The organism is Halobacillus faecis (genome assembly GCF_007991335.1).
Classification (GTDB): domain Bacteria; phylum Bacillota; class Bacilli; order Bacillales; family Halobacillaceae; genus Halobacillus; species Halobacillus faecis.
The window spans coordinates 185,602-212,573 of sequence record NZ_BJYD01000026.1 but is presented as its reverse complement, the minus strand read 5'-3'; the positions used below and the strand labels follow the sequence as shown (position 1 = coordinate 212,573).

General features: G+C 46.4%; 24 protein-coding genes. 22 read left to right on the top strand and 2 right to left on the bottom strand.

Annotated features, from left to right (window positions below; all coding sequences use genetic code 11):
* Positions 1-225 precede the first annotated feature (225 nt).
* The 15 genes from HFA01_RS14635 to HFA01_RS14565 all read left to right on the top strand — a co-directional run bounded on the left by HFA01_RS14635 (position 226) and on the right by HFA01_RS14565 (position 15,896).
* Entirely contained in the window at positions 226-1,533 is a 1,308-nt protein-coding gene (locus HFA01_RS14635) for an ABC transporter substrate-binding protein (protein WP_146817528.1), read from the top strand.
* 176 nt (positions 1,534-1,709) lie between these two features.
* Positions 1,710-2,570, top strand: a complete 861-nt coding sequence (locus tag HFA01_RS14630) for a carbohydrate ABC transporter permease (RefSeq protein WP_089652024.1) — start codon at positions 1,710-1,712, stop codon at positions 2,568-2,570.
* Complete coding sequence (locus HFA01_RS14625) at positions 2,570-3,394, top strand: carbohydrate ABC transporter permease (protein WP_146817526.1); 825 nt, start codon at positions 2,570-2,572, stop codon at positions 3,392-3,394. The genes HFA01_RS14630 and HFA01_RS14625 overlap by 1 nt, the downstream gene beginning before the upstream one ends.
* 106 nt (positions 3,395-3,500) lie before the next feature.
* Positions 3,501-4,541, top strand: coding sequence for a LacI family DNA-binding transcriptional regulator (locus HFA01_RS14620; protein WP_146817524.1), 1,041 nt, complete (start codon positions 3,501-3,503; stop codon positions 4,539-4,541).
* A gap of 49 nt (positions 4,542-4,590) precedes the next feature.
* Complete coding sequence (locus HFA01_RS14615; RefSeq protein WP_146817522.1) at positions 4,591-5,313, top strand: ThuA domain-containing protein; 723 nt, start codon at positions 4,591-4,593, stop codon at positions 5,311-5,313.
* A gap of 14 nt (positions 5,314-5,327) precedes the next feature.
* A complete protein-coding gene (locus HFA01_RS14610; RefSeq protein WP_146817520.1) occupies positions 5,328-6,368 on the top strand; it encodes a Gfo/Idh/MocA family protein in 1,041 nt (346 codons plus the stop codon).
* Positions 6,365-7,402, top strand: a complete 1,038-nt coding sequence (locus tag HFA01_RS14605; RefSeq protein ID WP_146817518.1) for a Gfo/Idh/MocA family protein — start codon at positions 6,365-6,367, stop codon at positions 7,400-7,402. Before HFA01_RS14610 ends, HFA01_RS14605 begins: the two co-directional genes overlap by 4 nt.
* Positions 7,403-7,424: 22 nt before the next feature.
* Entirely contained in the window at positions 7,425-8,393 is a 969-nt protein-coding gene (locus tag HFA01_RS14600) for a sugar phosphate isomerase/epimerase family protein (RefSeq protein WP_089652018.1), read from the top strand.
* A gap of 208 nt (positions 8,394-8,601) precedes the next feature.
* A complete protein-coding gene (locus tag HFA01_RS14595; RefSeq protein WP_146817516.1) occupies positions 8,602-9,297 on the top strand; it encodes a YesL family protein in 696 nt (231 codons plus the stop codon).
* Positions 9,298-9,397: 100 nt separating this feature from the next.
* On the top strand, positions 9,398-9,835 hold the full coding sequence (hutP, locus tag HFA01_RS14590) for a histidine utilization transcription antiterminator HutP (RefSeq protein ID WP_146817514.1): 438 nt from the start codon (positions 9,398-9,400) through the stop codon (positions 9,833-9,835).
* A gap of 119 nt (positions 9,836-9,954) precedes the next feature.
* Complete coding sequence (gene hutH / locus HFA01_RS14585) at positions 9,955-11,496, top strand: histidine ammonia-lyase (protein ID WP_146817512.1); 1,542 nt, start codon at positions 9,955-9,957, stop codon at positions 11,494-11,496.
* Positions 11,480-13,144, top strand: a complete 1,665-nt coding sequence (gene hutU / locus HFA01_RS14580; RefSeq protein WP_146817509.1) for a urocanate hydratase — start codon at positions 11,480-11,482, stop codon at positions 13,142-13,144. The genes hutH and hutU overlap by 17 nt, the downstream gene beginning before the upstream one ends.
* Positions 13,144-14,424, top strand: coding sequence for an imidazolonepropionase (gene hutI / locus HFA01_RS14575; RefSeq protein WP_146817507.1), 1,281 nt, complete (start codon positions 13,144-13,146; stop codon positions 14,422-14,424). Before hutU ends, hutI begins: the two co-directional genes overlap by 1 nt.
* The gene (gene hutG, locus HFA01_RS14570; RefSeq protein ID WP_246139342.1) at positions 14,387-15,325 is read left to right on the top strand and encodes a formimidoylglutamase; all 939 of its coding nucleotides are present in this window, start codon (positions 14,387-14,389) and stop codon (positions 15,323-15,325) included. The genes hutI and hutG overlap by 38 nt, the downstream gene beginning before the upstream one ends.
* Positions 15,326-15,482: 157 nt before the next feature.
* Positions 15,483-15,896, top strand: coding sequence for a hypothetical protein (locus tag HFA01_RS14565; protein WP_146817503.1), 414 nt, complete (start codon positions 15,483-15,485; stop codon positions 15,894-15,896).
* A gap of 62 nt (positions 15,897-15,958) precedes the next feature.
* On the opposite strand, the gene HFA01_RS14560 is transcribed toward HFA01_RS14565, so the two are convergent.
* Positions 15,959-16,894, bottom strand: coding sequence for an LCP family glycopolymer transferase (locus HFA01_RS14560; RefSeq protein ID WP_146817501.1), 936 nt, complete (start codon positions 16,892-16,894; stop codon positions 15,959-15,961).
* A gap of 224 nt (positions 16,895-17,118) precedes the next feature.
* Between HFA01_RS14560 and HFA01_RS14555 the strand changes: the two genes are divergently transcribed.
* A complete protein-coding gene (locus HFA01_RS14555; RefSeq protein WP_146817499.1) occupies positions 17,119-17,490 on the top strand; it encodes a hypothetical protein in 372 nt (123 codons plus the stop codon).
* 42 nt (positions 17,491-17,532) lie between these two features.
* Here HFA01_RS14555 and HFA01_RS14550 read toward each other — a convergent pair whose 3' ends face one another.
* Positions 17,533-18,744, bottom strand: a complete 1,212-nt coding sequence (locus HFA01_RS14550) for an ROK family transcriptional regulator (protein WP_146817497.1) — start codon at positions 18,742-18,744, stop codon at positions 17,533-17,535.
* Between the two features lie 249 nt (positions 18,745-18,993).
* Here HFA01_RS14550 and HFA01_RS14545 point away from each other — a divergent pair, with 249 nt between their 5' ends.
* From HFA01_RS14545 to galE, 6 genes are all read left to right on the top strand, one after another.
* A complete protein-coding gene (locus HFA01_RS14545) occupies positions 18,994-20,307 on the top strand; it encodes an ABC transporter substrate-binding protein (protein ID WP_146817495.1) in 1,314 nt (437 codons plus the stop codon).
* A 457-nt stretch (positions 20,308-20,764) separates the two neighbouring features.
* The gene (locus tag HFA01_RS14540; RefSeq protein ID WP_246139341.1) at positions 20,765-21,730 is read left to right on the top strand and encodes a carbohydrate ABC transporter permease; all 966 of its coding nucleotides are present in this window, start codon (positions 20,765-20,767) and stop codon (positions 21,728-21,730) included.
* The gene (locus HFA01_RS14535) at positions 21,727-22,557 is read left to right on the top strand and encodes a carbohydrate ABC transporter permease (protein WP_146817493.1); all 831 of its coding nucleotides are present in this window, start codon (positions 21,727-21,729) and stop codon (positions 22,555-22,557) included. The genes HFA01_RS14540 and HFA01_RS14535 overlap by 4 nt, the downstream gene beginning before the upstream one ends.
* A gap of 15 nt (positions 22,558-22,572) precedes the next feature.
* A complete protein-coding gene (locus HFA01_RS14530) occupies positions 22,573-24,789 on the top strand; it encodes an alpha-galactosidase (protein WP_246139340.1) in 2,217 nt (738 codons plus the stop codon).
* A 17-nt stretch (positions 24,790-24,806) separates the two neighbouring features.
* Positions 24,807-25,979 carry a galactokinase gene (locus HFA01_RS14525; protein WP_146817491.1) on the top strand — a complete coding sequence of 391 codons (1,173 nt, stop codon included), beginning with the start codon at positions 24,807-24,809 and terminating at the stop codon, positions 25,977-25,979.
* On the top strand, positions 25,976-26,965 hold the full coding sequence (galE, locus tag HFA01_RS14520) for a UDP-glucose 4-epimerase GalE (protein ID WP_146817489.1): 990 nt from the start codon (positions 25,976-25,978) through the stop codon (positions 26,963-26,965). The genes HFA01_RS14525 and galE overlap by 4 nt, the downstream gene beginning before the upstream one ends.
* The last annotated feature ends 7 nt before the right edge of the window (positions 26,966-26,972 follow it).

Below are 26,972 nucleotides of genomic sequence, written 5' to 3'. Positions count from 1 at the left end.
CCCGTGTTATGATTTACTCAACTTCATTAATCAATGGATTTTGTGCAAACGTATTCACATCTTAATTAATAGCTCTTTTTATACTCATTGTGGACAAGCTGATGAGTTTTTTAACTGCCATTTGCGCAAACGTATGCGCGTAGGTTTCACAAGTTGGAAAACTCTTTTCTTAGATGTGGTATGTAAGCGGATTCAATGATTGATAAAAAAATAGGGGTGGATGAGATGAAAAGAAACAAGTTTTATTCTGGGATTGCGACAGCACTGTTAGCGTCTACTGTAGCTCTTTCTGGTTGTTCATTTGGATCCGACGACAGCAGTAGTTCAGACGACAATGCTTCAGGCGATGCCGTTACCGTCGATGTTTTTCAGTTTAAAGTAGAATTCAAAGACCAGTTTGAAGAGCTTGTCTCCATGTACGAAGAAGAAAACCCGGACGTGAACATCAATGTTAAAACCGTTGGTGGAGGAAACGACTACGGTGCATCACTGAAGACATCTTTCTCTTCTGGTGAAGAGCCTGACATCTTCAACGTCGGTGGACCGACAGACGTCGATGAGTATGAGCAATACTTAGCCGACCTTTCTGATACAGATGCAGCAAACGCAGCTCTAGAAGGTACACTTTCCGGCGTATCTCGTAATGATCAAGTGTTAGGGCTTCCTTTCAACCAAGAAGGATACGGCCTTCTTTATAACAAGAAAGTTTTTGAAGAAGCAGGAATCAATGCGGATGAAATCACAACATTTGAAGCTCTAGAAGAAGCTGTTCAAACGTTGGAAGATCAAAAAGGTGAGCTTGGAATCGATGCACCTTTCGCCTTCCCGGCTAAAGAGAAGTGGGTCATCGGTAACCACTTAGCCAATGCGTATATTGCAGATGAATTTAACAATGACATCATGGAAGCTTATGAAGCGGATACGATTGAGTTCCAGATGGGTGACCAAATGAAGCGTTTCGTAGACCTTCAAAATGAGTACTCTGTTCAACCGACACTGAGCCTTGACTACTCTCAACAGGTTGAAGAAAACTTCTCTCTTGGTAAAGTGGCGATGATTCAGCAAGGGAACTGGGTTTACAACACAGTTGAATCCATGGATCCTGAATTTGCTGAGAACAACGTCGGCCTTCTTCCAATTCCTGTAGAAGGTTACGAAGGAAGCATCCCTGTTGGTGTACCGAACTACTGGGTTGTGAACAAAGAGTCTGAAGATGAAGTTGTACAAGCAAGTAAGGATTTCTTAGATTGGATGTACACATCTGAAAAAGGAAAGCAATTCGTAACAGAAGAATTCAAGTTCATTCCTGCTTACGAAGGTTATGAAGATCAGGAAATTGCAGATCCGATTTCTCAGGAAATCTATGAGTATGCAAACGAAGGCAACACGCTTGGATGGGTCTTCCTTGGAGCGCCGACTGGCTGGACTGAAGACGCATTCGGAGTAGCTGTACAAGAATACCTTGCTGGAGACATCAGCTGGGAAGAAGTAGAACAAAGAGCGACTCAAGCTTGGGAAGATGCTCGTCAATAAGCAGTAGAATTGGAACCAGTAAGGGCTTGCTGCCCTTACTGGTACTATAAAAGATCCCCTCTATTAGGATATTTAAATAGGTAAGTATGTTAATAGATGGGATGTTTTATCCAATCATATGAAATCGATATCATAACGTGCGGTTCGTCCCGCTTAAAGTATTGGAGGAGTAATACATGCAGAATCGAAGTTTATCTTTCTGGCTGTTCCTGACGCCGGTGATCATGGGTCTTGGTATAGTCGTTGTCATTCCTTTCTTATATGGTCTCTTCTATTCCTTCACGGATTGGAACGGGATTACAGCAAATGCATTCATAGGTTTTGAGAATTACATTAACCTTTTCCAGGAAAGTGAATTCATGGATTCGATCTGGTTCACGGTTAAATTCGCTGTGGTAACCGTCATTCTCTTGAACATCATGGGTCTTGGACTGGCTCTTCTTGTTACTCGTAACATCAAGTCAGGCAACCTTCTGCGTACCGTCTTCTTTATGCCGAACTTGATCGGTGGTCTGATTTTAGGGTTTATCTGGCAGTTCATTTTCATCAGTGTATTCGGAGATATTGCCGGTCTTACAGGAATTGAAGGATTGAACGGTTGGCTGTCTACGACGAACACTGGTTTCTGGGGCCTTGTCATCCTGACCGCATGGCAGATGGCTGGGTATATCATGATCATTTACATTGCTTACCTTGAAAACATTCCGAAAGAGTTGATTGAAGCAGCGAAGATTGACGGAGCAAGCAGCTTCCAACGCTTCAAAAACATCACGTTCCCGCTCGTTGCCCCGGCATTTACGGTTAGTATGTTCTTAACGCTTTCCATGGCCTTCAAGATCTATGACCAGAACTTGTCCCTGACAAACGGCGGACCATTCAACTCGACGCAGATGGTAGCAATGGAAATTGTACGTACCGCGTTCTCTGATAATCAAATGGCTTACGCTCAGGCTAAAGCTGTTATCTTTTTCTTGATCGTTGCTGTCATAGCATTGACGCAAGTGTATTACAACAAGAAACGGGAGGTTGAGATGTAATGAATAAGAATAAAGAAAAACGGAATTTAATTTCCATCGAAATTCTCGGCCTTCTGCTTGGTCTCATCTGGATTGCGCCTTTCTATTTGATGATCGTCAATGCATTCAAAACAAAGCGTGATATCTTTTCTGGTGTTCTAGGGTTCCCTGAAGAAGTCGTATTCGCAAACTTTGTAGAAGCTTTCATTGATTTGGCTTTCTTGAAGTCACTGTTCAACTCGGTTTTGATTACAGGTTTGAGTATCGCGATCATCATCCTGTTTTCTTCCATGGCGGGATATGCACTAGCCAGGAACAAAAGTAAACTCAGCGGCGTTATTTTCTTCATCTTCGTTGCTGCGATGTTGATCCCGTTCCAGTCGGTCATGATTCCACTCGTCTCTATTTTCGGCCAAGCGGACATGTTGAACGCTGGTGGATTGATCTTCATGTACCTTGGTTTCGGTTGTAGTTTGTCGATCTTCCTTTATCACGGTGCGATGACAGGGATTTCTAAATCCATGGACGAAGCGGCTATCATCGATGGAGCGAACCGTTTCCAAACGTTCTGGTACATCATTTTCCCATTGTTGAAGCCAATATCCGTAACCGTGGCGATCTTGAACGTTATTTGGATCTGGAACGATTACCTATTGCCTTCCCTTGTATTGAGTGAATCCAATGCGACGATTCCATTGAAGATGTTCTACTTCTTCGGTCAATACACGAAACAATGGCATCTGGCACTTGCAGGTCTGACGATTGCCATCCTTCCGGTCATCATCGGATACTTTTTCGCCCAAAAACAAATCATCAATGGCGTATCCGAAGGTGCGGTCAAATAAGCTTTTCATCCCTTCTATAAGAGGGGCGAGTGATCGGTCATTCCGATCCATCGAATGGGTTTGAATTAGAAAATGAAAGATGAATAGAGGAAAGGAGGCGATGGGCGTGTCTGTCACGATTAAAGATGTGGCGAGAGTTGCGAATGTCGCTCCTTCTACGGTATCCAGAGTCATCTCCGATAGTCCGCGAATCAGCGAACGGACGAAACGGAAAGTGAGAAAAGTGATGGAGGAACTGGGGTATCACATCAATTACAATGGCCGCGTCCTCGTCAGCCAATCAACGCAGACGATCGGCATTGTAACCAAAGTTTCTACCGTCCACTCTTTTGATAACCCCTTTTTCTCAGAACTGTTGAGGGGAATCAGTGATGCATGTCATGAAGAGGATTACAGCATTTATTTGACAACAGGCAATACGGAAGAAGCGATCTTCAAAGAAGTTGTCAAAATGGTGCAAGGAAAGCGGGTCGATGGTGTCATCGTCTTGTATTCCCGTGAAGATGATCAAGTCGTCCCATACTTGCGGGAGTGCAATTTCCCTTTCGTGATGGTTGGAAAACCTGTGAATCGAGCAGGTGAAACGATGTTTGTGGATAACGACAACATCCTCGCAAGTAAAGAAGTGACGGATTATTTGATTCAACTGGGTCATGAGAGAATCGGCTTTATCGGAGGCGACTATCATTTCGAAGTGGCCAGGGACCGTTTAGAAGGATTTCGACAAGCTTTGGCGAATGGTCATTTAGAGGAAGACAAGAATTTACAAAAAAATATCCAATCGGGACTGGCGGATGCCGATCAAGTGGTGGAGGAACTGCTGCAGGTAAAGGATCCACCGACAGGCCTTGTCATCACCGATGATTATAATGCTTTGACCGTCATGAGAGCTTTGACCTCCAAAGGTTTGAATCTGCCGGAGGATATGAGCATTGTCGGGTTCAACAACACGATGATTGCCCGTTTATCCAATCCCGCATTAACAACAGTAGATACACAGTCGTTTCAATTGGGCCATGAATCAGCAAGAAGCTTGATCGATTTATTGAACCGGCCGGATATGATCAAAAAAAGCGTGATCATTCCTACGGTCATCGTAGAACGGGATTCCTGCCATCCTAGGAAACCAATCAAACAAGCAGATTAATTTTTTCTCAGAAAGAAAGCGCTTATTTATAAAGAAAAGGGGAATGAACATGAACGTACTAGTATGGAATGAAAACCGTCACGAAAAAGAAAACCAGGTCGTTGCTGATATATACCCAGAGGGCATTCATAGTGCGATCGCGGATTTTCTTGGGGAGGATCATGAGAATGTAAAGACAGCGACATTGGATGAGGAAGAGCATGGTTTGACCGATGAAGTGCTTGCAGAAACGGATGTACTCGTTTGGTGGGGACATAAAGCCCATGATGAAGTGCGGGATGAAATTGCGGAAAAAGTAAAGCAGCGCGTACTTGAAGGCATGGGACTTGTCGTTCTTCACTCTGCTCACTTTTCTAAGCCGTTCAAAAAGTTGATGGGCACGTCCTGTGATTTGAAGTGGCGTGAAGCAGATGAGAAAGAACGCATCTGGGTCGTTGATCCAAGTCATCCGATCACCGAAGGCATCGGCGAGTTCATCGAAATTGAAAAAGAAGAAATGTATGGCGAACATTTTGATATCCCGACACCTGAAGAATTGATTTTCGTCAGCTGGTTTGAAGGTGGAGAAGTGTTCCGTAGTGGGGCTACTTTCCGTCGTGGAAGAGGGAAGGTCTTTTATTTCCGTCCGGGACATGAAACGTACCCGACCTATTACAACAAAGAAGTACAAACCGTCATCCGTAATGGTGTGAAATGGGCGAAGAACACAGAAACGCCGACACCTGTGTACGGAAATGCTCAACCTTTAGAAGAAATTTCAACTAAATCATAAAGGAGCTTTTTACTATGACACAATTGAAAATTGCTGTAATTGGATGCGGAAGTATTGCTCAAAACCGTCACCTTCCCGAATACGTAGCGAATAAAAATGTTGAAGTCACAGCCGTATGTGACATTGTTGAAGAACGTGCAAGAGAAGTAGCGCAAGTGCACGGGGCAACTCTTTACACAGATTATGAAGAGCTGTTAAAGAAAGAAGAAGTGGATGCGGTAAGCGTTTGCCTGCCGAACTATTTGCATGCACCCGTCTCCATTGCTGCACTGAATGCCGGTGCCCATGTCCTTTGTGAAAAGCCGATGGCAACCTCTAAAGAAGAAGCGGAAGAAATGATTCAAGCGGCTGAAAAGAACGGTAAGAAATTGATGATCGCCCACAACCAGCGTTTCGTTCCTTCACACGTGAAAGCGAAAGAACTGATTGAATCAGGCGCTATTGGAAAAGTCTACAGCTTCCGTACAGCCTTCGGTCACGGTGGACCAGAAGGATGGAGTGCTGAAGGGGAAGACAGCTGGTTCTTCAAGAAGGATCAGGCGTTCATCGGTGCCATGGGAGATTTAGGAGTACATAAAGCAGACCTGCTCCGCTACATCCTTGGTGAAGAATTCGTCGATGTCGCAGGCTTTGTCGAGAACAATGCGAAGAAAGACATTACGGTTGATGATAATGCTGTCTGCATTCTACGCTCTCAATCTGGCGTTGTCGGAACGATGGCAGCAAGCTGGGCATACAACCCGAATGAAGACAATTCGACAGTGATCTATGGGGAAAAAGGAACGCTTCGCCTTGAAGACGATCCCGAATACTCCTTGATTGCTCAATATACAAATGGCGATATCGTCAATTATCAGCTAGGGAAGATTCAATCCAATGAAGAAGGCGGACAAAGCAATTCTCACGTCATCGACCACTTCGTTGACAGCATTGTGAATGATACCGAGCCTCTGATCACCGGAGAAGAAGGTATGAAATCACTGGAAGTCATCCTCGGTGCCCTCCGCTCAGGCGAAACGAGACAGATCAGCAGCCTGGAGAAAGTCACCAAATGACACGTCTGAAAATGGGAATCATCGGAGTAGGGGGAATTGCCCAAGGACGGCATATTCCCTCTTTCCTTGATTTAAAAGACAAAGTGGAGCTGACGGCTGTTCAGGATGTGAATGAACAACGAGCGGAAGAAGTAGCCGAAGCCCATCAGATTCCCTACGTTTTCAAAGATTATAAAGATATGTTCGCAAAAGTCGATGCGGTCACGATTTGTACGCCGAACAAGTTTCATGCGGAGATTTCCATTGCCGCCCTTGAAGCTGGTGTCCACGTGTTATGTGAGAAGCCGATGGCGATTACGACAGAAGAATGCGAAGCGATGATGGAAGCGGCAGAGAAAAATGACCGCCTTTTATCAATCGCTTACCACTACCGCTACACACCGGAAGCACAGCTGGCTAAAAAAGCGATCCTTCATAATGAAATTGGAGATCCTCTCGTAACGAGAGTACAAGCGATGCGACGCCGTAAGGTTCCAGGTTGGGGTGTATTCACGAATAAAGATTTGCAAGGCGGCGGCAGTTTGATCGATTTCGGCTGTCATTTGCTCGACCTTGCGCTTTGGCTTCTGGATGACCCAAAACCTGTCGAAGTGATGGGGCGCACGTATGACCGTTTAAGCAAGACTCCAGGACAGGTGAACGACTGGGGAGCATTCGATCATGAATCGTTCAACGTTGATGATCATGTGACGAGTTACATTACGTTTGAAAACGGAGTGTCCTTGCAGTTTGAATGCTCATGGGCGGCTAACATCAAGGAAGACCATACTTCGCTTTCGATCTCTGGTGTCGACGGTGGACTCAGCGTCTATCCTTTTGAACTCTATCAAGCGAAATACGGGGCACTGCTTGATAGTACAGCGAAAATCCGTGAAGGCGAGCCTACCCCTGGTCTTGCTCAGGCGGAAAACTTTATCGACAGCTGTTTAGGAAATGACGAATTAGTCGTGAAGCCGGAACAGGCGCTGAAAGTGACGAAATTGATGGAAGCCATCTATCAAAGCAGTGAAACAGGAACAAGTGTGAAACTATAAACCTAGCAGGAGGAGATTGTTCATGAAATTAGGCGTTTTTACTGTATTATTTTCCGATAAATCCTTTGAAGAAATGTTGGACCACGCGAAAGAAGCAGGCTTGAAAGCGGTCGAAATCGGGACAGGCGGCTACCCTGGCAATGCTCACTGTAACGTAGATGAGCTCCTTGAAAGTGAAGAGAAACGAAACGAGTACTTAAAGAAAGTTCATGACCGCGGGCTTACCATCAGTGCTTTCAGCTGTCACGGCAACCCGGTTTCACCGGATAAAGCCTTCGCTGAAGAGTCTCATGAAGCGTTTGTAAAATCAGTGAGACTAGCAAGCTTGATGGATGTCCCTGTCGTGAATACTTTCTCAGGTACACCAGGCGGGCATGAAAACGATACGGCTCCGAACTGGCCGGTTACTCCATGGCCACCAGAATATTCAGATGTGTTAGAATGGCAGTGGAACGAAAAACTGATCCCTTATTGGAAAGAGCAAGGGAAGTTTGCCGAAGAACATAATGTAAAAGTCGGTCTTGAACTGCACGCAGGATTCCTTGTCCACACGCCTTATACGATGTTGAAGCTTCGTGAAGCGACAAGTGACGCCATCGGGGCGAACCTTGATCCAAGTCACCTTTGGTGGCAGGGCATCGATCCAGTAGCAGCGATCAAGATTTTGGGTAAAGAAAATGCGATCCATCACTTCCATGCGAAAGACACGTACATCGATCAGGATAACGTGAACATGTACGGTTTGACAGACATGCAGAATTACGGAAACGTGCAGACACGCGCCTGGAGTTTCCGCTCCGTCGGTTACGGTCACGGAATTGAAGAATGGTCTAATATCATCAGTGCTCTTCGTACGTACGGCTACGATCATGTCGTCAGTATCGAGCACGAAGATCCGATCATGTCGATCAACGAAGGATTCAATCAAGCCGTGAAAAACTTGAAGTCCGTGCTGATTGAAGAACCGGCAACGGAGATGTGGTGGGCTTAATTTGGAAACAGCAAAACCCCTCTGACTTTTGAGGGGTTTTTATATTTACTATGGATCACAGAAGTGTGGGCCAGCTCCAGCGCCCAGGCACTCGCGACATAAGCAAATCGTCTGTTGGAAGGAAAAATCACCTTCCTACAGCCGTTTTGCTTATGCGTGTCGTGTCTTACGGGGCGCTTGCGCTTTTCTAATTAGGAAGGGGAAGATTATGAAACAGTCATCAGGAATCAGAGGCGGCCTTTATGCCGTCAGCGAGTGGATCAGTAAATTTGCATTAACCAACCTTCAGTGGGTGTTGTTCAATTTGCCTGTGGCGCTATTATTGTTGAGCTTATTGAACATCGGAGACGTAAGGGAATTGTGGTATTTGCTGCCACCGCTTGTCCTTTTGCTGCCTTTCATCTTTTTCCCTGCCACAACTGCCATGTTTGCGAAAGCACGTGACTGGGTGAGGAAGGATCATAAAGAGACGGCTGACCGGTCATACCTCAGCTATTATAAAGAGAATTACAAAAACAGCATGAAGGCTGGAATCGTTCTTACTCTTCTGTGGAGTGTGCTCGCCGTTGATCTTTATTATTTTTCTACGACAAGTTCCCTGCTTATGAATCTGTTTCTGATCTTGGGAATACTGCTGTTTGTTTACACGATTAACACGTTCAGCACGCTCGTCCATTTTGATTTAAAAGTAGGAGCGGCACTGAAAAAAGCGTTGATGCTTACATTTGTCAGTCCGGTGTTGTTTTTGACAGTCGCCATCAGTTCAGGATTCATTCTGGCCGTCAGTCTGTACATCTTCCCGCTGATCATCCCAATCTTCACCGGATCCATCATCGCCTTTCTCGCTTTCTCCGCCTACTACAGGCTGTATTTGAAATTGAATAATATGGAAAATACTGTATGACCTGGTCCATTTGGATGAGGTCATCTTTTTTGTATTGCGGACATTTAAGAAAGCGGTTACAATTTAAGTAGTTATTAGTGATGAGTAGGGTGGAGATGGTATGACCCAGACGGTGAAAATAGGAAAACTTGCGATGTTGCTCGCTTCCTTGAATGAAACCGAAATGGAGCTTTTTGGTCCGGCATTTGAACAGGTGGATTACTGCCAAGGGAAAGCGGGTTCCATGGAGGTGCAAAAAGTGATTGCGGCAGTCGAAACCGCTGCTAAACGGAATGGGATCATCGCAGAAAACATCTACAGGGAGACGCATGCCCTTTATCATGCGATCTTAGAATCTTTGCAGGGCGTGACGCGCGGACAAATCGGAGTGGGCAATATGATGCGGACCGTTGGGCTTCGCTTTGCCGTCGTGCGTGGAAAGCCTTATGACAGATCCGGAGAAGGCGAGTGGATCGCCGTCGCTTTTTACGGGACGATTGGGGCGCCGGTAAAAGGTTTGGAACATGAGACATTTGGACTCGGTATCAATCATATATAAAGAATAGGTGGCCTATAGTCATGAGCGATGAGGGGGCGACAATGGTATTTCCCATGCCATTGTCGCCTCTTTTTGTAGAAAATCCACCAGAATCTTTTCGTGTGAAAGGGGGATTGTGGATGATCGAACTGAATGGAAGAGACTTATCCATCGAGCAAATGAAGGGAATATGCTTTGAAAATGCCAAAATCGGCTTATCCAAAACGAGCCTGATCGATGTCCGGGCAAGCAGAGAAACCGTAGAGGAAATCGTGACGAGAGGGCACTCGGTGTACGGCATCAACACAGGGTTCGGAAAATTGAGTGATGTCCGAATTGCTGCGGAAGACGTCGACAGCCTGCAGCACCATCTGATTCGTTCGCATGCGTGCGGAGTGGGGGAACCTTTTTCTGAAAAAGTGAGCCGTGCCATGATGGTGCTCCGGTTGAATGCTCTCATGAAAGGCTATTCGGGCGTCCGGGAAGTCATCGTTCAGAGACTTTGCGATCTCGTAAACCTTCACGTCCATCCGGTCATTCCGTCAAAAGGATCACTCGGGGCTTCCGGGGACTTGGCTCCGCTCGCCCATCTGGCGCTCGTCCTGATGGGAGAAGGGGAAGTTTTTTACGAAGGAGATCGACATACAACAAAAGATATATTGCAGCGGCTGTCCTTGAAGCCATTATCGTTGAAAGCAAAAGAAGGGCTTGCGCTTATTAACGGAACGCAGGCGATGACGGCAGTCGGAGTCATCAATTACATCGAAGCAGAGCGGCTGGCTTTGCAGTGTGACTGGGTGGCAAGTCTTACGTTGCAGGCGCTGGAGGGCATTCGTGATGCTTTTCACCCGAGCATCCATGAAGCGCGCGGCTACCCGGAACAAATGGCGGTGGCTGAGCGGATGCGGCATCTAATAAACGGTAGCCATCTCGTCACTTTTCAAGGAGAAAAAAGGGTACAGGACGCTTATTCCTTACGATGTATTCCACAAGTGCACGGGGCGACATGGCAGACGCTGCATTACGTCCGGGAAAAATTGACGATTGAAATGAATGCGGCGACGGACAATCCTCTGCTTTTAGAAGGTGGAAAAGTAGTCGTGTCCGGTGGCAACTTCCACGGCCAGCCAATCGCTTTTGCGATGGACTTTTTAAAAATAGCGATCAGTGAACTGGCTAATATTTCTGAGCGCCGGATCGAACGGCTCGTCAACCCGCAGTTGAACGACTTCCCCCCGTTTCTCAGTGCCAATCCGGGTTTGGAGTCAGGCTTGATGATTGTTCAGTACGTCGCTGCATCGTTAGTTTCTGAAAATAAAACACTCGCCCACCCCGCTAGCGTCGATTCGATTCCATCGTCTGCGAATCAGGAAGATCATGTGAGCATGGGCACCACAGCAGCGCGGCACGCAGCCATGGTCATCGACAACGCGACAAAAGTTATAGCGATCGAGTTGATCTGCAGTCTGCAGGCGCTGGAACTTAGGGGGATTGAGCGGGCATCGGTCCTTGCCCAGGATCTTTGGAAATCTGCAAGGAGTGTTGTGCCGAAAGTGACGCAGGACCGGGTGTTTTCTAAGGATATCGAAAACGCAGAGAAATGGTTGAAGGAGAGTGCTTTTGATTGGAAAAAATGGCGATCCGTTCATGAAGGAGGAGAAACTTATGTCGACAACTCGTAAAGTGAAAGCCAAAACTGGCGTGCAGTTGGAATGTAAAGGGTGGGAGCAGGAGGCGGTTTTAAGGATGCTCTGCAATAACCTTGATCCAGAGGTCGCAGAAATACCGGAAGAGCTCGTCGTCTATGGCGGCATTGGAAAAGCGGCGCGGAACTGGGAAGCGTTTGATGCAATCGTCGCAACGTTGAAGCGTCTGGAAAAGGACGAAACAATGCTCGTCCAGTCCGGGAAGCCAGTGGGCGTTTTTAAAACGCATGAGAACGCGCCGAGGGTGCTGCTTTCGAATTCCGTGCTGGTCCCGAAATGGGCGAACTGGCAGCATTTCCATGAGCTTGATCAAAAAGGGCTGATGATGTACGGCCAAATGACCGCAGGAAGCTGGATCTATATTGGGTCACAAGGCATTCTGCAAGGGACGTATGAAACCTTCGCATCCCTTGCTGAAAAACATTTTGGAGGCTCTTTGAAAGGAACGATCACACTGACCGCAGGCCTTGGAGGTATGGGAGGGGCTCAACCGCTTGCGGTCACGATGAACGGTGGAGTCGTCATTGCGGTGGAAGTGGACTCTGAGCGGATTTCAAAGCGCCTTCAGTCCGGCTACTGTGATGTGAGCACAGCGTCTATGGAAGAGGCGGTTTTATGGGCAAAAGAAGCGAAGGCAAATGGGGAGGCTCTTTCAATCGCTCTCTTAGGAAACGCGGCAGAAATGCATGAACGACTTTTACAAAATGGACTGGAGATCGATATTGTCACAGATCAAACATCTGCCCATGATCCTCTGAATGGTTATGTGCCTGTGGGATATTCTCTAGAAGAAGCAGCCGTTTTAAGGAAAAAGAATCCTGACGAATATGTGCGTCTTTCATCAAAATCCATGGCCAAACATGTAGAACTCATGCTTCAGTTCCAAAGGAAAGGCAGCATCGTTTTTGATTACGGGAACAATATCCGCCAGGTCGCACTAGAGGAAGGCGTAAAGGACGCGTTCGATTTTCCTGGCTTCGTTCCTTCTTATATACGTCCATTGTTTTGTGAAGGGAAAGGACCCTTCCGCTGGGCCGCTTTGTCCGGTGATCCGAAAGATATCTACCGCACTGACCAGCTCATCAAAGAACTTTTTCCTGAAAATGAGAAGCTGTTGAGGTGGATTGACATGGCACAGGAAAAAGTCCAGTTTCAAGGCCTTCCTTCAAGGATTTGCTGGCTCGGATATGGGGAGCGGAAGAAGATGGGGATGGCGATTAATGAGCTCGTGAGAAAAGGTGAATTGAGTGCGCCCGTGGTGATCGGAAGGGATCATCTGGATTGTGGATCGGTCGCCTCCCCAAACAGAGAAACGGAATCAATGCTGGATGGCAGTGATGCGGTCGGAGACTGGGCGGTGCTGAACGCGCTCATCAATACAGCGGCTGGCGGCTCGTGGATTTCGTTCCATCATGGCGGTGGTGTCGGAATGGGCTACTCCCTTCATGCAGGAATGGTCGTTGTAGCTGATGGCACAGACCTTGCTGAAGAAAGGTTGGAACGTGTCCTCACGACAGACCCTGGCATGGGCATTCTTCGTCACGCTGATGCGGGTTATGAGAAAGCAATGGAAGAAGCGGATAAGCATGAGATTGATATTCCAATGAAGAGGAGGGAGCAGTGATGTACGATACGCTGATTGAAAATATTGGGCAATTGATTTTACCTGCCGAAGGTCCGTTAAAAGGAGATGCCATGAAACAGTTGGACGTGAAGGAAAACATGGCCCTCGCTTTTGAAGATGGCAAAGTCGCCTGGATCGGCACAAACGAAGAAGCGCAGAAACTAAAAGCCAGCGAGCGGGTTGATGCTATGGAAAAAACTGTAACACCTGGTCTCGTCGATCCACACACGCATCTCGTCTTCGGAGGTTCACGGGAAAATGAGCTGGCGCTGAAGCAGGCCGGTGTGCCTTATTTGGAGATTTTGCAGCAAGGGGGCGGGATTTTATCCACAGTGGAAGCGACGCGGGCGGAGAGTGAAACGGATCTTTATGAAAAAGCAAAACAGACGTTGGAACAGATCGCGTCCCACGGGGTGACGACGCTTGAAGCGAAGAGCGGCTATGGGCTTGAGCGTGAGTCAGAGTTGAAACAACTGCGTGTCGTCAAACGATTGAATGAAGAAAGCCTGCTTGATTTAGTTTCGACTTTTCTAGGTCCTCATGCGATCCCACCGGAGTACAAAGGGAAGGAAGAAGCATTTCTTGATGAAATGATCCGCCTGCTTCCTGAAATCAGTGAGGAAGGGTTGGCGGAGTTCACGGATATTTTCTGTGAAACGGGGGTCTTTACCATTGAGCAGTCCCGTCGTTTCATGAAAGCTTCTCAGGAACTTGGATTCCAAACGAAGATTCATGCCGATGAAATCGATCCGCTCGGAGGAACAGAACTTGCCGTATCTATGGCAGCGGCATCAGCCGATCATCTAGTTGCCGCTTCTGATGAGGGAATCGACAGCCTTGCTGATGGCGACACGGTCGCTGTGCTGCTTCCGGGAACAACCTTTTACTTAGGAAAAGACCATTACGCGAATGCTAGAAAAATGATTGACAGCGGAGCGGCCGTCGCCCTGGCCACTGATTTCAATCCGGGCAGTTGTGTGACCTACAACCTGCAGATGATTATGTCGCTTGCCGCATTGAAAATGAGAATGACCCCGGAGGAGATATGGAATAGTGTCACGGTCAATGCCGCCCATGCGATTGGTAGAGGAGATGTTGCCGGATGTTTGTGTGTGGGGAGAAAAGCGGATGTTGTTTTGTGGGACGTTCCGAATTATAAATACATCCCGTATCACTATGCGGCGAACCATGCCAAGGCTGTATGGAAGAGTGGAAGAAAGGTGTGGGAGAGGAGGGGCGCCCGTGTCTTTTCAGTACCTCAACCCGGGCAGGGATGCTAGATTCAAAGATCGTCATACGACGAAAGTTGATGAAACGGTTTCGGATTACGAGCCTGGGAAAACCGGGGATATAGGGCTTATCGGCCTGCCTTTATCTAAAACTTCTATTTCATTGTCAGGCGCATCGGAAGCCCCGGGGTCGATTAGAAGGGCGCTCGGGGCTTACAGTACGTATTCAGGGGAGAAAGATAAAAGCTATGAAGATGTGCAGTTGTTGGATTTTGGGGACGTCCCGGTGCATCCCACGGATAATGAAGAAACACGGAAGCGGTTGAAGACGAGTGTCAAAGAAATGATCGACACCGAAGCTTGTTCCAAATACATCATGCTTGGCGGGGACCATGGAGTAAGTTTCCCTAGTATTTCCGCCTTTCACGAGAAATACGGGAGAATCGGCGTCATCCAGTGGGATGCTCACCATGATTTGCGAAATGTGGAAGATGGCGGACGGACAAACGGAACCCCGTTTCGTAGTTTAATTGAAGAAGGAGTCATCCGGGGAGAAGATCTCGTCCAAATAGGCATCCGTGACTTCTCCAATGCCAAAGCCTACTCAGATTACGCTCGCGACCACAAAATCCACACCTACACCATGGCCGACGTCGAAGAGAAAGGCATCCATAATCTAACAGACCAGGTCATACAGATATTGGAAAATATGTGCGACTGCATTTATTTGTCTGTGGATATGGATGCGGTTGATCAGGCGTATGCCCCGGGGTGTCCTGCTATTGGGCCGGGAGGATTGACGTCGAGAGAGCTGCTAAACAGTGTATCTATTGCTTCCAGGCACCCTCTGGTCAAAGGGATGGATATCGTAGAAGTTGACCCTACCAAAGACTTCAGAGATATGACGAGCAGGCTTGCCGCACATGTTATGATGCGGTACATGTATGTGTGATATGGAAATAACTGTTAGACCTGGTCATCCATTTCATGGATGACCAGGTCTAACAGTATTTGTAAGAAACCATATACAAGTGAGTATCCTTATGGTATTTTTAGTTTATTCTTGGGATTGGTTTTAGATTTAGAGATGGGAGAATGAGAGACTAGCAATGAGAGAAATTATTTTATTGTTGGCTGATGTGGTCAATGTTTGGCATGACGTCATTTTGAAATTCACGGTGATGATGGGGTGGAATTTGTCTGATAAGGATCTCCACTTCTGGGTTATTGGGATTCTTGGAATCATCGGCCTTATTTTTGTAGATATTCTTTTCCATGCCTTAGCAAAATGGAGCATAACCGCGATTTCGTTTTTATTTACTTTTGCAATGGTGCTTGTCTTTGTTTTTGCGGTTGAGATTCAGCAGAAAATCACCGGTAGTGGAAACATGGAGTTTGCTGATGCCGTTGTAAGCGTGCTTGGTTTCTTCCTGTTTTGTGGTATCTATTTTGTTTTCATTGGGATCATCCGAGCCATAAAAAAATATTCAGCAAATAAAAAGGAAGACCAGGATGCCGCCTAAGCCGGACGTCCTGTCGCCAAATGAAAAGCCCCCTTCTCAAGTGACGAGAAGGGGGCTTTGTATTATTCAGAACCAAAATTAACAATCATATTATGCGTTTTTTGAATTTCTTCTTCCGGCATGTCAATCAAATACATGCCATTCGCCCGGAAGTTTTCTCCCTCCATTTGATAGGTGGTCGAATTTTTGCGGGCACTGCTGTAATTGGTAACGAGCCTGCGCATATCTGCGAACTGCATGTTTGTGCTCACATTGTCTCCGAGTACATCCATGACGTCACCAACTTTGTTTACAGCGTCAAGACGCGCTCCTTTATCAATAATTCCCTGGATGACCTGGCGTTGTCGTTCATTACGTCCTAAGTCTCCATTCGGATCATTCTTACGCATGCGCACGAAAGCGAGCGCTTCACGACCGTCCAGGTTAATTTCGCCTTCTTTGAAATTAAAATTACCTGAGGTGAACGCACGGTCGTTATTTACCGTGATTCCATTCACAGCATCGACAACTTGAGATAAACCTTCCATATTGACCCGGATGTAATAATCCAGTTCAATATCAAGGAAGTTTTCAACTGTGTTTACGGCCATGTCACTACCCCCGTAAGCGTAGGCATGGTTGATTCTTGTCTTCCGGCCATCACCGGCAATTTCTGCGTACGTATCCCTTGGAATACTGACCATTTGCATTTGGTCATTGTTCGGATCAAGAGTCATGACAATCATCGTATCAGAACGACCGACATCATTCTCCCTTTCATCAACCCCGAGAAGGAGAATGTTCAACGGTTCCTTATTATCTACTTTTTCTTTGGTTTGTTTGGTATCGATGGATGTGACATCTTCATGTAAATCCTGGTTCACTGTCGTACGAACTTCGTTATAGATGGTATATAAATAAACGCCTCCGATTAAAAATATGAGTGCTACTACAAATAGGAGGACTTTCCAACGTCTGCGTTTACGTCTTTTCTTTCTCTTAAGCTCCCTGCGTTCCATTCACCCACCTCTTTCTATAAACTACTATCCTATTATACGATTTTTGTAGATACATGTAAAAACTCTCCTAAAAAGAGAAGGACACATGGAATGTAATTGTAAATGATTGGTGTACCAGGTCATCCAGAATATGGATGACCTGGTACGTTATTTTCTGGAAGGTGTGGTACGGGGGAGAGGTTCGGCATATAGTGGTATAAGCTATTCTTTTGGAGGAATGTAAATTGAGAAAGTGGTTGGGGCTGTTGCTCGTTTTGGGGCTTTTAGTGGGATGTGCACAGAATGCGACACAGAGGTCGATCCAACAGTTTACATCCTCTACGGAGAATGAACTGCATTTTGTTTATTTTTATGATGAAGAGCCGCCGGACAAAAAAATCCGTTCGCAATTGAACGGAATGAAGGTGTATCTGGCTCGGAAAAATGTCATCGCCACCATCAGCTATCAAAAAATCGTGGCCGAAAAAAACTATGGAGAACTCCTCAATGTGAAAGATAGCCAGATTCTCGTTTTTGATTACAAAGGAATCCGGTACAATGCAAGGAACATCCACGTGTTAGAGGGAATGGTCCTGCAGATGCAAATGAACCCATAAAAAGAGCCAGTCGACAGTTTCACACTGCCGGCTGGCTTTTTCTTATCTCGAGAAAAATTCTTCTAATATCAATACGCAAGCCCCGATCGCTGAGGCGTGCTCTTCTAATTTAGATAAAACGATATGCGTTTCCTTCGCTTTACTTGTCAGTCCCCGGGAATGGATCGTTTCTTTGATTCCATCCATCAGAAAATCCCCGGCTTTCGAAACGCCCCCACCGATAATAATCCGTTTTGGGTTCAAGGTATGAATTAAGTTGGTCAAGCCGATGCCGAGAAACCTGCCTGTCTGATTCAAAAGTTCAATGCTGAACTCGTCCCCTTCGCAGGCCGCCTCATACACAAGCTTGCCGTCCACTTTTTCAAAATCATGATCCACAAGGTCCCGGATCATGGAGGGCTTTCCTGTTTTCAATTCTTTGCGCGCTCTTTCTGCAATGGCTGGACCGGCAGCAAGCGTCTGCAGACACCCATAATTCCCACACGTACATTTCGGTCCGGAAAGGTCAATGGTGATGTGACCGATTTCTCCTGCAATGTTGTTTTCTCCGTGAAAAAGCTGTCCTTTGATCATCATCCCTGCGCCGATTCCGTTCCCGACGTTGACACCGACCATGTTATCCGCATCGTTTCCGTTGCCGAACCAATATTCCCCAAGGGTCATCGCCTTTGCATCATTCTCCACTTTGACGATCATATCAAACTCGTTTTCTAGCTCCGCTTTTATCGGGATATCGTAGAGCTGGAAGGATGGAGCGAAACGAGAGACTCCTTCAATCGGATCCACAATCCCATGCATCCCGATTCCGATACCGAGAAATTTATTTGGATCGCATTTACCTGATGTGAAAAATTCGCGAATGCCGCTTTTCATTGTTTCTAGAATATCCTCTTTCGAAGGATAAGAAGGGATCTCTTTTTTCGCGGCATCCTTCAGTTCCCCATATAAATTCGTAACGACAAAGTTCATATGGAAGGTTCCAACATCGACGCCGATAATGTAAAAGTGATCCGCGTTAATTTCAAGCAATGTAGGTTTACGCCCACCCTTAGACTGCCCCTGGGTGGTTTCAATGACAAATTGGGTTTGGATAAGTTCTTTAACAATATTGCTCACTGTGGGCGGAGTCAATCTCGACTGCTTCGCGATATCCGCACGGGAGATCGGGCCATGCTCACGGATCATATTCAAAATAATGGAGCGATTCATTGATTTCATCAACTGAAAACTGCCTCTAGTATAGTGCGTGCTCATACGATTCCTCCAACTATGGTGTACTGCTTCCATTTTACCATAAAATGATACTTATTAAATTTATTTTATTAAGTTCCTGACGTAAACACTGGCCTCGCGGCATCTATTATAGAACAGTTCTCTTTTCAAAAGAGTTAATTTTGAAAAAACTCTTTTCATTTGTATGGTTCTATGCTACCTTATAACTAGTTAGTTAATTTATTTTATTAAGTTTTGAAAACGCTATCAAATAAGGGGGAGGAAGACAGAATGAAAAATTGGTTGAAGAGTTTTCTTTTGGTAGGCCTTGTGGCTGGTGGGCTGGCTGCTTGTTCCGGTGAAACAGGAGGAGAATCCTCTGGAGAGAGTGGCGAAAGCGGAGACCCATCCGGTGAAATTACCGTTTGGGGCTGGAACGTAGCTGCGGAATCGATGGAACTTGCGGTTGACGGATTCAAAGAACAATACCCGGATGTTGAAGTGAATGTGGAAGATATCGGACGTTTGGATGTTTATGAAAAGTTAACCGTAGGACTAGCTTCCGGCGGGAATGGACTTCCGGACGTAGTCATGGTTGAATCCGATCGTCTAGCCAACTATCAGAATCAATTCCCGGATGCAATCGCTAACCTTTCTGAGCTTGGTTACGATGAGCACGCAGATAATTTTGGAGAGTATAAAAAGTCGGTAACACAAAATGAAGACGGCGAATTTTTCGCAGCTCCTTGGGACGTAGGACCTGCAGGTGTATTCTATCGTACAGATATTTTTGAAGAAGCAGGCGTAAACCCAGAGGATATCAAAACGTGGGATGACTACATTGAAGCAGGTAAAACCATTCAAGAAGCAACAGGAACAAAAATGGTTCCAATCGATGTTGCAGCGGACGATGCGCTTTACCGTATGATGCTGAACCAGCAAGGAGCTTTTTACTTTGACGAGGAAGGCAACATTGATGTGGCTTCCGAAGAATCACAAAAAGCCTTTGATGTGATCCAACGTTTGCATGATGAAGACCTTGTCCTGAACAACAACGGATGGGATGGTGTCGTATCTGCAACGGTTAACGGCGAAGTGGCAACTGTTCCATTTGGTGTATGGTATTCCGGAACGATCATGGATCAGGCCCCTGATCAAAGTGGAAACTGGGATGTCTTCTACTTGCCGGCATTTGAAGAAGGTGGCAACCGTGCAGCCAACCTTGGTGGATCAGACTTAGTGATTCCATCTTCTACAGACAATGAAAGTGCAGCCTATGCATTCGTGGAGTATTTCACAACAGAAGTAGATCCACAAATGAAGGCACTTAAAGAAAAAGGAATCTTCCCATCTTTAGAAACAACGTATGAAGAAGATTACTTCAGCCAAGAATCCGAATTCTTTAACAACCAACCTGTTTTCCAACTGTTCGCGGATGAAGTATCCGATATTCCTGTAGCCAATTACACGGCTGATTATGCACGTGCGTTCGATACGATGTCTGATACACAAGCATCCATCCTGCTTGACGGCACGCCGATTGAAGAAGCGCTTCAAAACGCAGCGGACAAGCTTGAAAGTGAAACAGGACGCAGTGCAAACTAATGGACTCCCTATAAAAAATAGAACGAAAAAAGGTCGATCTCCCAAAGTGGGGATCGACCTTTTTGTTTTATGCCTTTATTAAAGGATTAGAAAGGATTGTTGAAGGCACAGGTTCGAGATGTTTCGGCGTTTCGTTTACCGTATTGAGCGTCACGGGGGATAAACAAATCCCTGACGCTAAGAGGGACAGCTTCCACTATGCTGCTGTTATAAGCATAAAGCCTTCTCTATCAAGCTTACAGAATCCAAATCCACCTAGGGTAGAAGCTGACCTCCCACACTTCCACAATGGGAAGCATTTATAGAAGTGAAAATGAATGTAATTTTTCTGAAAATGGAGCAGACAAACACATAAAGCTATGTTACTATTAAGTAAATTAAATTAATTAACAAAGTCTGAAGCCTAAAATGAAAGCGCTTTTATTGCTAGCCAATATCTTTGAGGGGGTAGAACATTGTGAGTCAACCGAATGCTGAACAGATGGCAAACTCTAACCATGAAACGAACAAACAGCCATCTAAGAAACCAGGTCCGTCCAATCAAAAAAAGAAATCCCGTAAGAAATGGATTACACCGAAAACAGTGCCGTACTTATTCATCCTTCCAGCCGTTACATTCTTCTTGATCTTTACCGTTTATCCAGTCATTTCGTCTTTATTATTAAGTTTTCAAACGCGTGCAGGATCAGGGTATGAATTTGTTGGACTGGATAACTACATTCGATTGTTCCAGGACACCTTATTTTACAAAGCCCTCGGAAATACGTTCCTCATTTTGCTTATCCAAGTACCGATCCAGTTGTTCTTAGCTGTTGTCATTGCGGTGGCGCTTAATTCGCAACTGGTAAAAATGAAGAGCTTCTTCCGGATCGCTTTCTTCATGCCTGCGATTACAGCATTGGTCGCATCTTCGATCATCTTCATGATCATTCTTGATGAAAACTACGGCCTTGCCAACTATGTCCTTTCATTGTTTGGTATTGAGGCAATTGCCTGGTTGTCCGATCCATTCTGGGCAAAAGTCGCTTTGATGGCAGCCATCACATGGCGCTGGACCGGGTATAATATGGTCATTTTCCTTGCCGGTCTCCAAAACATCCCTGGATCGCTTTATGAAGCCGCAGAGATGGACGGGGCAGGGAAGGTCCGTCAGTTCTTTTACATTACCGTGCCACAATTGAAGCCGATCTTCTTGTTCACTTTCGTATTATCCACGATCGGTACGCTGCAGTTGTTCGATGAGCCCTACATTCTTACGCAGGGTGGTCCAAACAATGCCACACTGACGATCACGCTTTATTTGTATCAAAATGGCTTCCGATACTTTGATTTCGGTTACGCATCCGCCATTGCTTACGTTCTTGTATTAATCATCGGGGTCCTTTCCTGGGCACAAATGAAATGGGCAGGTGAAGATAAATGAAGCAACAGATTAGTCCGCTTAAAAAGACACTCCTATACGCTTTCTTATTCATAGGGGTCATCATCTCCGTTTTCCCGTTCTATTGGATGTTTGTCGGGGCGACGAACCCGTCAGGAGAGATTTTCAAGGTTCCACCGAACTTCCTCCCTGGTGATTATGGATGGGAGAACTTTAAAAATCTGAATGAAAACATTGGCATCATCCGCGTGATGGGAAACTCCTTGTTCATTACGCTGACGTTTACTGCGATTTCCGCTATCGTTTGTACGGCGGCGGGCTACGCCTTTGCGAAGTTCCAATTCAAAGGACGTAACGCCATTTTCTTCATGCTGCTTGTCGCGATCATGATTCCATATCACGTGACGTTGATTCCTTTGTTCGAAATCTTCGGAAGTGTCGGCTGGTTGAACACGTTCCAGGCGGTGATCCTTCCGCAGGTGGCTTATCCATTCGCCATTTTCCTAATGAGACAGAACATGCAGTCCATTCCGGATTCTTTGCTTGAAGCTGCGCGTGTCGATGGGGCCGGAGAGTTTCATATTTTCTTCCGCATCGTCCTTCCAGTGATGCGTCCTGCGCTCGCTGCTGTTGCGATTTTCTTGTTCATGTTCCAGTGGAACAACTTCATTTGGCCGCTCGTCGTCCTGCAGTCACAGGAAATGTACACCTTGCCGGTCGCCCTCTCAAGTCTTGTCGGAATGTCACGGATCGACTACGGGCAGGTCATGATGGGAACGACGCTTTCTACATTGCCGATCATGATTTTCTTCTTGTTGTTGCAAAAGCAGTTCATTTCCGGAATTCTTGGTGGATCTGTCAAAGAGTAGAAGGAGGAGCAGCCGTTGATCTGTATTAATGAAGAAACGCAACAATTTCATCTAACCAACGGACGGATCAGTTATATCTTCCACGTCATGAAAAACGGACAGCTCGGCCATCTCTACTATGGCAAAGCACTCCGTGACCGGGATTTCCGTCATTTTCAAGACTATGAAAATAACAACCCTTCGACGACACATGCGTTCGAAGGGGACCTTGGTTTTTCATTGGAAACCGTCAGGCAGGAAGCACCAGTTTACGGAAAAGGAGACTTTCGCACGCCTGCGCTCATTTTAGAAGAAAATAAGGGCGCGTCCGTCGCTGATTTTCACTATAAACATCACCAAACGATCAAAGGGAAACCGAAGTTAGAAGGTCTTCCAGCAACTTTTGCTGAAGCATCAGAAGCAGAAACCCTTGTCATGACGCTCGTAGATGACCAATCACAGGTGGAGTGGGAGCTCATGTACACCATCTTCCGTGATCTGCCTGTCCTCACAAGAAGTAATCGCCTCACCAATTACGGGGAAGAGTCGGTGATCTTGAAGCATTCCATGTCTGCTTCCATCGACCTCCCTGATGCGGATTATGAAATGGTTCATCTGTCAGGCGCATGGGCCCGGGAACGACATATCGAGAGGAGAGAATTAACGCCAGGCGTTTCATCGATCGGAAGTGTGCGCGGAGCGAGCTCGCATCAGCACAATCCTTTTCTCGCCTTGAAAAGGAAGGAGGCGACCGAAGACAGCGGAGAGGCGATGGCCATGCAGTTCGTCTACAGTGGGAATTTCCTCGCTCAGGCTGAGGTCGATCATTATAATACGACACGCTTGTCGATGGGGATCCATCCACAGGCTTTTCAATGGAAATTAGCGCAGGGGGAAAGCTTTCAAAACCCGGAAGTGATTTTGACCTATACCGAAAATGGCTTGAATGAAATGAGCCAGTCGTTTCATGACTTGCACCGCAACCATTTGATTGCACCTCGTTGGATGAAAAAAGATCGTCCGATTCTAATCAACAACTGGGAAGCCACTTACTTCGATTTTAATGAAGAAAAATTGGATCGTTTTACAGATGAAGCGCGGGATCTCGGAGTCGAGCTGTTTGTTCTTGATGACGGCTGGTTTGGAGAACGCAATGATGATACCACTTCGCTTGGCGACTGGTTTGTCGATGAAAAGAAACTCCCCAACGGGATTGGAACGCTTGCGAAAAAAGTAAAAGCGAAAGGACTTCAATTCGGACTCTGGTTTGAACCGGAGATGATCAGTCCTGAAAGTGAACGGATGAAAATGCACCCGGAATGGGTCGTTGGTCCACCGCACAGACATCAAACGTTGGAAAGAAACCAAAAAGTGCTTGATTTCGCCAACCCTCAGGTTGTCGATTACCTGTTTGAACGGATGTGTGCACTCATTGACGAAACCGAACTCGACTACATCAAATGGGACATGAACCGCAACATCACCGAACCTTATTCCCAATATCTGGATGACCAGGTCAACTTTTTTCACCAGTACATTCTCGGAGTCTATGAGTTGTATGAGCGTTTGACGGTTAAGTATCCGGGTGTATTGTTCGAGTCTTGTGCGGGCGGAGGCGGACGTTTTGATGCCGGGCTTCTTTATTATGCTCCGCAAGCATGGACGAGTGACGATACCGATGCCGTTGAACGGTTGAAGATCCAATACGGCACGTCTCTTGCCTACCCCCTATGCAGCATGGGATCGCATGTCTCCGCGGTACCGAATCACCAGACGTATCGGAACACGCCTTTGAAGTTCCGTGCCGATGTCGCCTACTTCGGGACGTTCGGCTATGAATTCGATCCCAGCCAATTGACGGAGGAAGAAAAGGCCATCGTAAAAGAACAAATCACCGAATTTCAATCGCTTCGTCGTTTGATTCATCCCGGTACGTTTTATCGGTTGGCCGATCCATTTAAAAATCAGGATACGGCCTGGATGGTCGTCTCAGAAGAAAAATCCCAGGCGGTCGTAGGCTGGTACCGTGCCCAGTACTTCCCTAATTCGAAGAACGACCAGGTTGTAAAACTGCGCGGTCTGGATCCTGAGAAACGGTACGAAATTGAGGGGACATCCACTACATTTTATGGTGACGAACTGATGTATCGTGGACTCCCCCTTGGTGTGGAGTTCAATGGAGCGAATCATGCAAAAGCAGAACGCAGCGGGGATCACCAATCTCAGCTTTTCGTTATCAAAGAGAAAAAATGAAGAAGGAGGGAATAGAAATGGAAGATTTACTTTCCGTTTTTGATGAGAAATTCAGCGGAGGACAGGAAGCGCAGACGTTTTTCGCTCCAGGTCGTGTGAACTTGATCGGTGAGCACACAGACTACAACGGAGGTCATGTGTTTCCGTGTGCGCTGAGTCTAGGAACGTATGTCGCAGCAAGAAAAAGAGATGATCAAAAGCTTCGATTTTATTCTATGAACTTTCCAGACAAAGGAATTGTAGAATCTCATCTAGAAGGACTAGTATATGAGAAAGATCATGATTGGGCCAATTATCCGAAAGGCGTCATTGATGTTTTTCGAAAAGCCGGTTACGACATCGATTCAGGACTCGATCTTGCTTTTTACGGCAATATTCCGAACGGCGCCGGCCTTTCCTCCTCTGCATCTATAGAACTTGTTACTGGCGTTGTGCTGGAAGAATTGTTTGATTTATCGATGGACCGTGTGAAAATGGTTCAGCTTGCTCAACGAGCAGAAAACGAATTTGTCGGCGTCAACTGCGGCATCATGGATCAGTTCGCGATCGGAATGGGAAAAAGCGATCATGCTCTGCTTTTGAACTGTGACACCCTGGACTATCAGTACACGCCTGTTCGACTCCGAAATCATACGTTGATCATTGCGAATACGAATAAACGACGCGGTCTTGCGGATTCCAAATATAACGAGCGTAGAGAGGAATGCGAACAGGCCCTGAAGCAATTGAAGCAAGTCGCTTCTATTCGTAGTTTAGGAGACTTGAGCGTTGATGATTTTGAAACACACAAATCAATCATGAAAGATGCGACCGTTCGGAAGCGCGCAAAACATGCGGTCTATGAAAATGAACGCACAATTGAAGCGGTTCATCAGTTGAATGCCGGAGATATCGAAGGGTTCGGGAAATTGATGAATGCTTCTCATGTATCACTGAGAGATGATTATGAGGTCACAGGAAAAGAACTGGATGCCCTCGTTGAAGCGGCCTGGGATGAAGGAGCTGTCGGATCCCGCATGACAGGGGCCGGGTTCGGTGGTTGTACGATCAGCATCGTCAAACAAACGCATGTGGATGATTTCATCGAAGCGGTCGGACAACGCTATCAGGAACAAACCGGTTTAGAAGCCGACTTTTATGTCGTAGAAATCGGTGATGGAGCGAAACGGTTGGAGGAGGAGAAAATATGACTGTACTTGTATGCGGGGGAGCGGGATATATCGGAAGTCACGCGGTAGCACAGCTCCTGGACCGGGGCGAAAATGTCATCGTCGTGGATAACCTTCAGGCAGGTCATCGTCCTGCGGTGATTGATGGGGCAAAACTCTATGATGGAGACTTGCGTGATGAGGCGTTCTTGAACTCTGTATTCAAAGAAAACCCCATCGACTCCGTGCTCCATTTTGCTGCCGATTCTCTTGTCGGAGAAAGTGTGGAAAAACCTCTTCAATATTATGATAACAACGTTGGAGGAGCCACCTCGCTTTTGAAGACGATGGCCGCCCATGACGTAAAACGGATCGTCTTTTCTTCAACGGCCGCTGTATATGGAGAACCGGAAAAGATTCCGATTCAGGAAAACGATCCAACAGAGCCGACCAATCCTTACGGGGAAACGAAACTTGCCATTGAAAGAATGCTCAAGTGGGCCGAACAGGCTTATAGCATTCAGTACACGGTCCTACGTTATTTCAATGTGGCAGGAGCGGACGTGAAAGGGCGGATCGGAGAAGATCATCGTCCGGAAACGCACCTCATTCCAATTGTTTTACAAGTGGCTCTCGGTAAAAGGGAGAAAATCATGATTTTCGGTGACGACTATCCGACTGCAGACGGTACGTGTATCCGTGATTACATTCACGTCGAAGATTTGGTGACTGCTCATCTGCAGGCGATCGATCGCTTGGATAAAGGAGGCGCAAGCGCCATTTACAACCTTGGCAACGGGCAAGGCTTCAGTGTGAAAGAAATCATCGAAGCGGTTCGGAAAGTTACTGGGCATCCGGTTCCGGCAGAAGTTGCGCCGAAACGTTCCGGCGACCCGGCGCAGCTCGTCGCCTCCTCTGAAAAAGCGAGGAAAGAGCTTGGATGGAAACCTGAATTTCCAGAGGTCGAAAAGATGATAGAATCCGCATGGAAGTGGTTTCAAGAACATCCACATGGGTACGAAGAGTAGAAGGGCG